At 65.9% G+C, this 12,469-nt stretch carries 7 protein-coding genes and 1 pseudogene; 6 read left to right on the top strand and 2 right to left on the bottom strand.

Going from position 1 to position 12,469, the window contains the following annotated elements; genetic code table 11:
* Positions 1-112: 112 nt before the first annotated feature.
* Positions 113-1,927 (bottom strand): ABCB family ABC transporter ATP-binding protein/permease, encoded by a 1,815-nt coding sequence (locus CHU93_RS07470; RefSeq protein WP_094473472.1) that lies wholly within the window; start codon positions 1,925-1,927, stop codon positions 113-115.
* 91 nt (positions 1,928-2,018) lie between these two features.
* Between CHU93_RS07470 and CHU93_RS07465 the strand changes: the two genes are divergently transcribed.
* The 5 genes and pseudogenes from CHU93_RS07465 to CHU93_RS07445 all read left to right on the top strand — a co-directional run bounded on the left by CHU93_RS07465 (position 2,019) and on the right by CHU93_RS07445 (position 10,729).
* On the top strand, positions 2,019-4,238 hold the full coding sequence (locus tag CHU93_RS07465; protein ID WP_094473467.1) for a ribonuclease R family protein: 2,220 nt from the start codon (positions 2,019-2,021) through the stop codon (positions 4,236-4,238).
* Positions 4,235-4,450, top strand: a pseudogene (locus CHU93_RS18260) (VOC family protein); the annotation flags it as partial. The gene CHU93_RS07465 and the pseudogene CHU93_RS18260, both read left to right, overlap by 4 nt.
* Before the next feature lie 255 nt (positions 4,451-4,705).
* Positions 4,706-6,181: a S10 family peptidase gene (locus CHU93_RS07455; protein ID WP_094473471.1), complete on the top strand. Its 1,476-nt coding sequence runs from the start codon at positions 4,706-4,708 to the stop codon at positions 6,179-6,181.
* Between the two features lie 38 nt (positions 6,182-6,219).
* Complete coding sequence (locus tag CHU93_RS07450) at positions 6,220-8,862, top strand: M1 family metallopeptidase (RefSeq protein ID WP_133064349.1); 2,643 nt, start codon at positions 6,220-6,222, stop codon at positions 8,860-8,862.
* Between the two features lie 58 nt (positions 8,863-8,920).
* Complete coding sequence (locus tag CHU93_RS07445) at positions 8,921-10,729, top strand: DUF885 domain-containing protein (protein WP_094473465.1); 1,809 nt, start codon at positions 8,921-8,923, stop codon at positions 10,727-10,729.
* Between the two features lie 126 nt (positions 10,730-10,855).
* Here CHU93_RS07445 and CHU93_RS07440 read toward each other — a convergent pair whose 3' ends face one another.
* Complete coding sequence (locus CHU93_RS07440; RefSeq protein WP_094473464.1) at positions 10,856-11,881, bottom strand: SDR family oxidoreductase; 1,026 nt, start codon at positions 11,879-11,881, stop codon at positions 10,856-10,858.
* Positions 11,882-11,922: 41 nt separating this feature from the next.
* On the opposite strand from CHU93_RS07440, the gene CHU93_RS07435 reads away from it, so the two are divergent.
* A complete protein-coding gene (locus CHU93_RS07435) occupies positions 11,923-12,465 on the top strand; it encodes a TetR/AcrR family transcriptional regulator (RefSeq protein WP_094473463.1) in 543 nt (180 codons plus the stop codon).
* Positions 12,466-12,469 lie beyond the last annotated feature (4 nt).

Genomic DNA, 12,469 nt, shown 5'->3' with positions numbered 1-12,469 from the left:
AACCCGAAATCACCCGGCCGGTGAATAATCCGGGTTAAGTTTAGCCTACCATGGCAAGTGTAGCCAAATCGTAAACATGCCTGCGGCTCAGGCGCGCAGGACAGAAAATACATCAGGCAACCAGCGTGCCGTTTTCCGCCTCTTCGGCCTGTTGCAGCGCCCACATGTCGGCATAGGCACCGCCGCGCGCCAGCAGCACCTCGTGCCGGCCGCATTCGATGATGCGCCCGGCGTCCATCACGATGATCTCGTCGGCATCGGTGATGGTGGAAAGCCGGTGGGCAATCACGATGGTGGTGCGCCCGGCCGAAACCCCGCCCAGCGCCTCCTGGATGCTGGCTTCGGTGGCGGAATCGAGCGCGCTGGTGGCCTCGTCGAGGATCAGGATGGCCGGGTTCTTCAGGATCGTGCGCGCAATCGCCACACGCTGCTTTTCCCCGCCCGACAATTTCAGCCCGCGCTCGCCCACCTGCGTGTCATAGCCATCGGGCAGGCCCAGGATGAAATCATGGATGGCCGCCCCGCGCGCCGCCGCAACGATCTCCGCCTCGCTGGCGTCGGGCCGGCCATAGGCGATATTGTATCGGATCGTGTCGTTGAACAGCACCGTATCCTGCGGCACGATCCCGATGGCGCGGCGCAGCGAGCTTTGGGTGACGCCGGCAATATCCTGGCCATCGATGGTCACCCGCCCGCCCTGGATGTCATAGAAGCGATAGAGGATGCGGCTCAGCGTCGATTTGCCGGCGCCCGAATGGCCGACCACGGCCAGCTTGGCGCCCGGCGGCACATGGAACGACACGCCGTGCAAAATCTGCCGGCGCGGGTCATAGCCAAAATCCACCGCGTCAAAGCGGATGGCGGCACCGGTCACCTGCAGATCAGGCGCGCCCGGCGCATCGGCGATTTCCGGCGGCGTGTCGATCAGGCGGAACATCGCCTCCATGTCGATCAGGCCCTGGCGGATCTCGCGATAGACCATGCCGAGCAGATCGAGCGGCCGGAACAACTGCATCAACAGGCCGTTCACAAAGGCGATATCGCCAATGCTGAACTGCCCGCGGCTCCAGCCCCACACCACATAGGCCAGCGCCCCACCCATCAAAAGGTTGGTGATGAAACTCTGCCCGATGTTCAGCCAGGCCAGGCTGACTTCGGATTTGGTCGCGGCATCAGTGTAGCGCTTGATGGCCCGGCCATAATTGGCATTCTCATGCGCTTCCGCATTGAAATATTTGACCGTTTCGTAATTCAGCAAACTGTCCACCGCCCGCGCCGTCGCCTTCTGGTCGCTTTCCACCATCTGCCGGCGCAAACCGGCGCGCCAATCGGTGATGCGCTGGGTGTAGAGGATATAGGCGCCCACCGTCCCCAGCGTCGCCACCACCAGTTCCCAGCCAAAGCCGCGCCCGAACAATATGCACACCGCCGTCAGCTCGATCACGGTCGGGAAGATGTTGAACAGCAGGAAATAGAGCATGGTGTCGATGCTCTTCGTCCCGCGCTCGATCAGCCGGGTCAGCGCGCCGGTGCGCCGTTCGAGGTGATAGCGCAACGACAGCCGGTGGATATGGCTGAACACATCCAGGCTCAGTCGCCGCGCCGCCTCCTGCCCCACCCGTTCAAAGGCGGCGTTGCGCAAATTGTCGAACAACACCCCGGCAAAACGCGCCAGCGCATAGGAACTGACCAGCGCGATCGCCACGCCCAGCCCGTCGGGCAGGCCGGCCGCCATCCGGTCCAGCGCCAGCTTCAGGGCATAGGGCATGCCCAGCGCCACCCCCTTGGCCAGCAGCACCAGCACCAGCGCCGTGATCACCCGCAATTTCAGATCGCCGCGCCCCGCCGGCCACAGATAGGGCAAAAAGCGCTTCAGCGTCTTCAGATCGGCATCGCCCTTGGGCGGCGCGGTGGCGAGCGATTGCATGCCAGCCATATGGGCCGCACGCGCCCGCCCGACAATGGGCAGTTTCGCCTCACACTTGCCCGCTTGCCGCCAAAGGCCCATGGTGCCAATCATGCCCCGCATCCCCCGCAACCGCCCGCAGCCTGGCCTCCCCGATCGCCAGGCCATCCTCGATTTCATCGCCACCCAGAAATCGAGCGTCGGCAAGCGCGAGATCGCCAAGGCCTTTGGCCTCCACGCACAAGACAAGATCGCCCTGAAATCCCTCCTGAAAGAGATGATGGAGGCTGGCGAGCTGGAGCTTGGCCCCGGCCGCACCGTCCACAAGGGCGGCGGCCTGCCCAAGGTGACCGTGCTGCGCATCGCCGATGTGGCCGACGGCGTTGCCATCGCCGTGCCCGACCGCTGGGACCATGCCACGCCGCCGCCCCGCATCCGCGTCATCGAAAGCCGCAAACGCGCCGCCTTCGCCCTGGGAGACCGCGTGCTCGCCCGCATCGAGGAACAGGGCAGCGGCTACCTCGCCTTCCCCATGAAGGCGCTGGCCAAATCCGCCGAATTCGTCCTCGGCATCCTGCGCAAGGAACCCCTGGGCTGGCGCCTGGTGCCCGTGGACAAGAAGGCCCGGACCGATCTCGCCATCAGCGACCCCGGCGACGGCCAGCCCGGCGATCTCGTCCTGGCCGAACCCAGCGGCCGCCCGCCGCGTGTGTCCGGCCGCGTCGTCGAGGTGCTCGGCGATCCCTTCCAGCCCCGCGCTTTCAGCCTGATCGCCATCCACGCCAAGGGCATCCCCCACCGCTTTGACGACTCCGTGCTCGAAGAGGCCGAACGCATGGCCCGCCAGCCACTGGGCGACCGGGAGGATCTGCGCAGCCTGCCCTTCCTCACCATCGATCCCGCCGACGCCCGCGATCATGATGATGCCGTCTGGGCCGCCCCCGACCCTGACAACGAAGGCCATTTCCGCGCCGTCGTCGCCATCGCCGATGTGTCCTTCTATGTCCGCCCCGGCTCCGCGCTCGACCGTTCCGCCCGCAGCCGCGGCAACAGCGTCTATTTTCCCGACCGCGTCGTCCCCATGCTGCCCGAAATCCTGTCGGCCGATGCCTGCAGCCTGGTCGAAGGGCAAGACCGCGCCGTCATGGCCTGCCACCTCCACATCGCGCCCGATGGCAAGCTGCTCAGCTGGCGCTTCACCCGCGCCGTCATCCGCTGCGTCGCCAACATCGCCTATGAACAGGCCCAGGCCACGATGGACAGCGGCGAAGGCCAATATCTCCCCATCCTCCAGCCGCTCTGGGCCTGCTGGGCCGCCCTCAAGACCGCCCGCGACGCCCGCGAGCCGCTGGCCCTCGAACTCCCCGAAAAACGCGTCGTCCTCGATGAAGCTGGCCGCATCGCCGGCATCTCCATCCGCCAGCATCTGCCCGCCCACCAGTTGATCGAGGATTATATGATCGCTGCCAACGTGGCGGCGGCCAAGGCGCTGGAGAAGAAGAAGAGCGCCTGCATCTTCCGCTGCCACGAGGCGCCCAGCCGCGAGAAGCTGGTGGCGCTCAGGGATTATCTCGAAACCCTCGGCCAGAATTTCGCCATGGGTCAGGTGGCGCGCCCGGCCATCTTCAACCGCATCCTCGCCCGCGCCAAGGATGGCGAGAATTATGAGCAGGTCTCCGAACAGGTGCTGCGCACCCAGACCCAGGCCTATTACACGCCCGAAAATGTCGGCCACTTCGGCCTGGCGCTGGGCTCTTATGCCCACTTCACCTCGCCCATCCGCCGCTACGCCGATCTCGTCGTGCACCGCAGCCTCGCCGCCGCCTACCGGCTGGGCGAGGGTGGGCTGCACAAGGAAGAGGAAAAGGGCCTCGCCAAGACCGCCGACCATATCAGCATGACCGAACGCCGCGCCATGGAGGCCGAACGCGACACCATCGATCGCTATGTGGCGGCCTATCTTTCCACCATGGTCGGCGAGGTGGTGAAGACCCGCATTACCGGGGTGGCCAAGTTCGGCTTCTTTGCCACCGTCGATGGCCTGGGCGGCGATGGCCTTGTCCCCGTCTCCACCCTCGGCGCCGAACGCTTCGTGTTTGATGAGGACGCGCGCATTCTGGAAGGTGTCTCGACCGGAACCCGATACGAGGTTGGCCAGCGGCTGGAACTGCGGCTGGCCGAAGCCAATCCGATCACCGGCGCGCTGCGCTATGAATTGCCCGACGGCGGCAGCCCGCCCGCCCAGCGCCGTGACCGCACGCGGCCGAAGGGCTTCACGCCGCGACCGGGCAAATCGCGGGTGCCGCCGGGGGTGCGGCGGGGGCGCAAATGAGCGACCGCATTACTGCCAATCTGCCGAGCCGCGATTTTGATGCCACCATCGCCTTTTATGGCCGGCTCGGCTTTGTGCCGGCCTATCGCGATGCCCACTGGCTGATCCTGGAGCGCGGGCCGCTGGAGCTGGAATCTTCCCCTATCCCGATCTTGATCCGGCCAGCAGCAGCTTTTCCGCCTGCATCCGGGTGGATGATCTGGCCGAGCTTTTTGACAATTTCAGCATTGCCGGCCTACCCGGCCATGGCATCCCGCGGCTGGAACCCATTCGCCCAATCGTTGATGACCTGTTCATGTTTGCGCTGGTTGATCCCGATGGCAGCTTGCTGCGCGGGCTGGGCGAAATGACCGCATGACTTGAGGGCAGGGCGCGGCCATGCCATCACGACATCGCTGTTTTGAGGGGAGTATCAGGTGAACAAACTGCTGATCGCCGGCCTGCTGCTGGCTGTTGCCCATCCGGCTATGGCCCAGGCGGCCAAGAGCCCGAAGGACGTCATGATCGCCGATGCCGATGCCGCAACTGCGCGGGCACCAGTGGAGGAGCAGGCGGCTGTTTCCAAGGGCAGCGTGACGGTGAAGGGCAAGGCGATTGCCTACACCGCCACCGCCGGCACGTTGACCATCCGCGATGACAATGGCCGCCCGACCGGCAGCATCTTCTACACCGCCTACACCGCCGATGGTGCCAACCGGCCCGTGACCTTCTTCTACAATGGCGGTCCGGGCTCGGCGACAGTGTGGCTGCACATGGGCAGCTTCGGCCCGGTGCGGGTGAAGACCGACAAGCCGGTCTATGTGACGCCCGATCAATATGCGGTGACGCCCAACCCTTGGACCCTGCTCGACAAGACCGACATCGTGTTCATCGATGCGCCGGGTGCCGGCTGGTCGCGCCCGCTGGGAGACAAGACGGGCAAGGATTTCAACGGGGTGGATCAGGATGGCGATGCCTTCGCCCGCGCCATCACCCGCTATGTCGCCCGGAACAACCGCTGGAGATCGCCGAAATTCCTGTTCGGCGAAAGCTATGGCACGCTGCGGTCTGGCGTGGTGGCGCGCCTGCTGGAGGAGCGCGGGGTGTCGCTCCACGGCGTCGCGCTGCTGTCGACCATCATGAACCATGGCGTGCGCCAGGCCGGCTATGACCAGAATTATCTGACGCTCTTCCCCGGCTATGCCGCCACCGCCTGGTATCATAGCACGCTGCCCGGCCAGAAGCCGGCTGACCTTGATGCCTTCGTGAACGAGGTGCGCGGCTGGGTGAGCGGGCCCTATGCCGCCGCCCTCGCCAAGGGCAGCGCGATTTCGGCCGCCGAAATGGACGCGGTGGCGAGGCAGATGCACGCCTATACCGGCCTGCCGGTCGATTTCCTCAAGCGCGCCCAGCTGCGGGTGGAATTGCCCCACTTCATGACCGAACTGCTGCGCCCGCGCGGCCTGTCGGTTGGCCGGCTCGACGCGCGCTACACGCTGCCGCCCACGGATCTGAACGCCGCCAGCCCGGATGAGGATCCGGCCTCCACCGCCATCACCGGCGCCTATGTCGCCGCCTTCCATGATTATGCGGTGAAGACGCTGGGGGTGAAGACCGACCTGCCCTACAAGCTTTCGGCCCGCGAGCCGGGCTGGAATTGGGACTGGTCGCACCGGCCGCCGCGCGGCGGCGTGCAGACGACGCCCAACACCGCAGTTGATCTGGCCTATACGATGCGGGCCAATCCCAAGCTCAAGCTGTTGTTCCTCAACGGCTATTACGACATGGCGACGCCCTTCTATGGCGCCGAGTTTGATGCCGCCCACATGCTGTTGCCGGCGGAGCTGAACCGGAACATCAAGTTCACCTATTACCAGTCGGGGCACATGATCTATCTGGCCGAATCCGAACTGGCGAAGATGAAGGACGATGTGGCGGCCTGGTATGACGAGGCGCTGAAATAGGCCCGGCCCGCCACCGCGCACCCCTCGAAAGAGTGATCATGAACCATCTCCGTCGCCTGGCGCTTGCCGCCAGTGCCCTGGCCGCGCCGGCCCTGGCGCAGGATGTGCCGCTGGGCCGCCTGCCCGATACGGTGAAGCCAACCGCCTATCGCATCGACCTCAAGGTTGATCCCGAGCAGGCAGAATACAGCGGCCATGTCGAGATCGACGCCGAGGTGACCACGGCGACCAGAAGCATCTTCCTGCATGGCCTTGGCCTGAAGATGGCCAGGGCCGATGTGGTGGCCGGCGGCAAGACCCTGCCGGCCCGCTATGCCGAGGTGGACGCATCGGGGGTGGCGCGGCTTGATCTGGATGGCCCGCTGGCCGCCGGCAAGGTCACGCTGCGCTTTGATTACAGCACCGGCTTTCGCGACGGCGCCGAAGGTCTGTTCCGCGCCAAGGTGGGCGGGCAGCAGTATGCCTGGACCCAGATGGAACCGCTCGATGCGCGCCGCATGTTCCCCGGCTTTGACGAGCCCGGCTTCAAGCTGCCCTTCACCATCAGCCTGACGGTGCCGGAACGGCTGAAGGCCTTTGCCAACACGCCGGAGGTGGCGGCGGAGACGAGAGCCGGCTGGACCACGCATCGCTTTGCGCCATCCAAACCGCTGCCCACCTATCTGGTGGCCGTGGGGGTCGGCGATTTCGATGTCCGCGAGACCAGCATCCCGGCAAATGAGGTGCGCAAGACGCCGCTGGCGTTCCGGGTGATTGCCACCAAGGGCCAGGCCAGCCGCATGGACACGACGCTGACCGAAGCGCCGAAGATCGTCACCATCCTCGAGAATTATTTCGGCATCCCCTATCCCTATGAAAAGCTGGATTTCATCGCCTCCCCGGTGATGGGCGGTGCCATGGAGAATGCCGGCCTGATCGTCTATCAGGACACGCTGATTCTGCTGGACAAGGCGGCTCCGCCCAGCCAACTGCGCAGCTTTGGCACCGTGGTGGCGCATGAGGTCGCGCACCAGTGGTTTGGCGATCTGGTCACCCCGTCCTGGTGGACCGACATCTGGCTGAACGAGAGCTTTGCCGAATGGATGGGCAACAAGGCCGCCAACCGCTGGCGGCCCGATCTGGGCATTGCCGCCGGCGAAGTCGCCGATGCCTTCTATGCCATGGACACGGATTCGCTGGGCCGTGGCCGGCCGATCCGCCAGCCCATCACCCGCAATGACCAGGTGATCAGCGCCTTTGATTCCATCACCTATCTCAAGGGCGCGCAAACCGTCTCGATGTTCGAGAAATTCGTGGGTGCCGAAGCCTTCCGCAAGGGCGTGCAGCTGCACCTCAACCGCTATGCCTATCGCAACGCCACGGCGGAGGATTTCTTTGCCAGTGTGGGCGAGGCCAGCGGCAATGCCGCGCTGGTGCCGGCGCTGCGCAGCTTCACCGATCAGACCGGCGTGCCGCTGGTGACTGTGGGCAGCCAGGGCAGCGGTCTTTCCCTGTCACAGTCGCGCTATCTGCCGCTGGGCGTTGCCGCTGATCGCTTGGCCCGGCGCTGGCAGGTGCCGGTGTGCCTGGCGCGCAGCGGCAGCACCGCCTGCCATCTGCTGGCCGATGAACAGATGGCCGTGCCCGCCCTGGCTGGCGCCGGCCCGATCGTGCCCAATGCCGATGGTGCCGGCTATTATCGCTTCACGCTTGATCCGGCCGGTTGGGATGCATTGATCGCCGGCCTTGCCGCCCTGCCCGAACGCGAAGCCATGGTGGCCGCCGATTCCATCTGGGCCGATTTCGCCGCGGGCCGGCTGGATTTCGCCCGGGTGGCGCGGGCCGCCGAAGCGCTGGCCGGGCACAGCGGCCGCCTGCCGGCGCTGCAACTGGCGGTGAAACTGGCTGATCTGGCCAACAGCCTGCTCGAACAGGGCGATCAGGCCGCCTATCGCGCGCTGATGGGCCGGCTTTTCACCCCGCGCCTCGCCGCGCTGGGTCTTGATCCGGCCGTGGGCGCGCAGCCCGGTGAAACGGCCGCCACCACCTCGTTGCGCGAATCCCTGGTGCCGATCGTGGCGCTGGAGGCGCGTGATGCCGATGTGCGCGCTCGGCTGAAGGCCGCTGCCAGCCAGTATCTTGCCGGCAACAGCGGCGCCCTGGCCGCCAATTTCCGCCGCACCGCCCTGTCGGTGTTTGTGCAGGATGGCGGCATGGCGGCGGCGGACCAGCTTTATGCCGCGCTGAAGGCCTCTGACGATCCGCTGTTCCGCAGCCAGGCGGCCACCGCGCTCGGCCGGGTGGAGGGGGATGCCAGTGTCGCCCATGTCCAGCGCCTTGCCATGCAGGATGGCCTGCTCAGCCTGGAACGCACCACCGTGCTGGGCAATCTGGCCGCCAACCGCGCCAGCCGCGATGCCACCACGGCCTTCGTCTCGGCCAATTTCACCCGCGTGGTCGAAAGCTTCCCCGGCTTTGCCCGCACCGGCATCATCGGCTTCTTCAGCGGCTATTGCAGCCCCGATGCCGTCACCCGCGTTGAAGCCCTGATCCGGCCCAACCTTGCCACCCTGGGCGGCGGCGATCTGGAACTGGCGCAAACCAGGGAACGCATCGGCCAGTGCGCGGCGCTGAAGGCCGCCAGGGGTGCAGACATCAGCGCGGCGCTGAACGGCGCCAAGGGCGGCGCGCAACATCATTGACTGTGTCGCCCGGCGTCTTATGGGAGCAATATGCCTCTCGTCCCAATGGAGTATCCCGATGCGCGCTTCTGCCCTGCTGATTGCGGTCAGCCTGTTTGCCGTCACCCCGGCGCTGGCCCAGACTGCGGCCCCGGCGCCGGCCCAGGCGGCGGAGAGCCCGTCGGCCCGGTTGGCGGCGTTGTTTGCGAAGAGTGATGCCGACAATCTGAAGCGCAACCCGCTTTATCGCCTGTTCCGGGGCGACACGTCGGCGGCGGATCAGATGGGCGAACTGATCACCGATGCGGCCTATGCCGCCGAGAAGCGGGCGGCGGAGAACGAGCTGAAGGCGCTGGCCGCGATTGACCGCGCGGCGCTGACGCCGGACGAACAGGTGAGTTATGACACGTTCAAGTGGCAGCGGGAGACGGATCTGGCCGGCCTGTCGCCGGCGCTGATCGCCGCCACGGCGCCGCGGCCGATCGATCATTTCTTTGGCTTCCACAATTTCGTCGCCGAGCTGCAATCGGGGGAGAGTGCGGCGCCGTTCAAGACGGTGAAGGATTATGAGGACGCGCTGAAGCGGCATGAACAGTTCGTGCTGCTCCTCGATCTCGCCATCCTGCGCTTCCGCCAGGGCATGCAGACCGGCGTGGTGCAGCCGAAGCTGGTGGTGAACAACATCATCGATCAGCTGAACAACCTCACGGCGGGCGGCACCGAAGGCTCCATCATGATGAAGCCGGTGCAGAAATTCCCCGACGGCATCAGCGCGGCCGATCAGGCGCGGTTGAAGGCGGCTTATGCCTGGATGGTGGGCGAACGGGTCAACCCGGCGCTGATCCGGATGCGCGATTTCCTGAAAACCGAATATCTGCCGGTGGCGCGCGAGGCACCCGGCCTGGGCGCCATGCCGGGCGGGCCGGAGCTTTATCGTTATCTGGTCGCCAGCAGCACGACCACGGCGCTGACCCCGGACGAGATCCACAACATTGGCCTGAGCGAAGTGGCCCGCATCCTGAAGGGGATGGACGAGGTGAAGGCCCGGGTGGGGTTCCAGGGTGACCGCAAGGCCTTCTTCGAATTTCTGCGCACCGACAAGCAGTTCAAGTTCGCCACGGCTGAGGCCATGGGCGATGCCTTCCGCGCCACCGGCAAGCGGGTCGATGCGGTGGTGGGCAATTTGTTTGACACCATCCCCAAGTCGCCGCTGGAGATCAAACCGGTGCCGCCGCACCGCGAAAAGACCGACGCCGCCGGCAGTTACAATGGCGGCACGCCCGATGGCAGCCGGCCGGGCATCTTCTATTACAATGCATATGACCTGCCGTCGCGCAGCAATTATGGCGTCGAAACCCTCTATCTCCATGAAGCCGTGCCGGGCCATCATTTCCAGATCAGCCTGGCGCAGGAGAATGACAAGCTGCCGGCCTTCCAGCGCTTTGGCGGCAACACTGCCTTTGCCGAAGGCTGGGGCCTCTATGCCGAAAGCCTGGGCCCGGAACTGGGCATGTTCAAGGATCCGTATCAGCTGCAGGGCCGGTATGAGGACGAGATGCTGCGCGCCATGCGGCTGGTGGTGGATACCGGCATCCATTCCAAGGGCTGGGGCCGCGATCAGGCCATCGATTACATGCTGGTCAACAGCAGCATGAGCCGCACCGATGCCGTGGCCGAGGTGGAGCGCTACATCGCCATCCCGTCGCAGGCTTTGGCCTACAAGATCGGCCAGCTCACCATCAGCCGGCTGCGGGCCAAGGCGGAGGCCGCGCTGGGACCCAAGTTCAACATCAAGGGCTTCCACGCCCAGGTGCTGATGACCGGCGCGCTGCCGATGGCGGTGCTGGAGGCCAAGATCGATCGCTGGGTGGCGAACGGCGGCAAGTAAGCTCCTCCCCAAACTTGTTTGGGGAGGGGGACCGTCCGCAGGACGGTGGAGGGGCATTGGTGCCGCACCGCCCCTCCGTCAGCCTGCGGCTGCCACCTCCCCATGCAAGCATGGGGAGGACCCTTGTCACCCCTTCACCAGTCCCTTTTCGATCAGGCTGTTGGCGCAATCGAGGATGGTCGTCGCCTCGTCCCGCGTTTTCCAGCCCAGAAGCTGCAGCGCATGGACGGCGCTGGCGTCGCGGCGGCGGCCGAGTTCGGGCACCACCATCTTCAACGTGGCATCGAAATTGGCGAGCAGTTTCAGCAGCCAGTTGGGCAGGCCACGCGTCGGCACGCGCTTTGCCTTCGCGCCCAGGCCGGCCTTCAGCACTTCGGCCACCTCGCGCATCCAGATGAAGCGGCCCTGGGCGATGAAACGCTCACCGTTCAGCCCCGCTGTCACCATCGCCTGCACATGCAGGGCGGCGACATCGCGCACATCAACCACGCCAAAGCCCAGGTTGGGCAGGCCGGGCAGGGCGCCATCGAGCAGCTTCTTCACCACTTCGAGGCTGGTCGAGAAATCCGCCCCCAGCACCGGACCCAGCACGGCGGCCGGATTGATCGAGACATATTCCATCGCCCCGCCATGGGCCGCCATCCAGTCCCGCGCGGCACGCTCGGCCAGGGTCTTGGACTTGATATAGGCATAGGCATCCATCGAATCGATGTTGGACCAGTTGGCCTCCGTGAACGGCGGGCTGCCATCGGGGTGGCCATAGGCGATGGCGGCCATGCTGCTGGTCATCACCACGCGCTTCACACCGGCGGCCTGGGCAAAGCGCAAGGCACGCAGGGCGCCTTCGCGGGCCGGCACGATCAACTCGTTCGGGTCCTTGGGCTCGCCGGCCGGAATCGGGGAGGCGATGTGCTGGACATAGTCCACCCCGGCCATGGCCTCGGCCCAGCCGGCATCGCTCATCAAGTCACAGGCGACCAGCTCCAGATTGGGCAGGCCCAGGGTGGCGCGCACTTCGGCGGCCCGCGCGAGGTTCCGAATGGTGCCGCGCACCTGCCAGCCATCGGCGACCAGTGCCTTGATCACGAAGCCGGCAATATAGCCCGAGGCGCCGGTGACCAGCACCTTGCCCTTTTGCGATTCGCCGCCCATCAGCTTGTCTCCCTGCCCTGCGACGTGATACAAACTGACAAATGTCGTCTGTTTTGTCAAACACTGCCAGCGAAGACCGACGCGCCCGTGTGGTGCAGGCGGCGATCCAGGCCTTTTCGCGTCACGGTTATCGCCGCTGCACGATGGGCGATGTGGCGGCCGCCGCCGGCATGTCGCGCCCGGCCCTCTATCTGATGTTCTGCGGCAAGGAGGAGCTGTTCCGCGCCGTTGCCGAAACCCTGCTGGCCGATGCCGCCATCGCTGCCGAACTGGCCTGGCCCGAAGGGATTGCGCTCGCCACTGGCCTGGCCGCCGCCATCCTGGCCAAGGATCTGCCGATCCAGCGCCTGTGCGCAGCCAGCCCGCATGCCGATGAGATATTGGCGGTCGCCGCCAGCCTGACCGCCGACCTGCACGAGGCCAGCGCCGCCCGCTTCATCGCGCTGCTCACCCGGCGGCTGGGCGATGCCGGCCTGGCCCGCATGATCACCAACGCCGCCACGGGCCTGAAACATGCCGGCCTGTCGGAGGCGGACTATGTCGCCGATGTCCACCGCCTCGCGTCGCTGGTGGGGGAAAAGTAACGGG

It is taken from the genome of Sandarakinorhabdus cyanobacteriorum (assembly GCF_002251755.1).
Taxonomy (GTDB): domain Bacteria; phylum Pseudomonadota; class Alphaproteobacteria; order Sphingomonadales; family Sphingomonadaceae; genus Sandarakinorhabdus; species Sandarakinorhabdus cyanobacteriorum.
The sequence above is the reverse complement of the archived record's forward strand: the minus strand, read 5'-3'. Positions and strand labels throughout refer to the sequence as shown.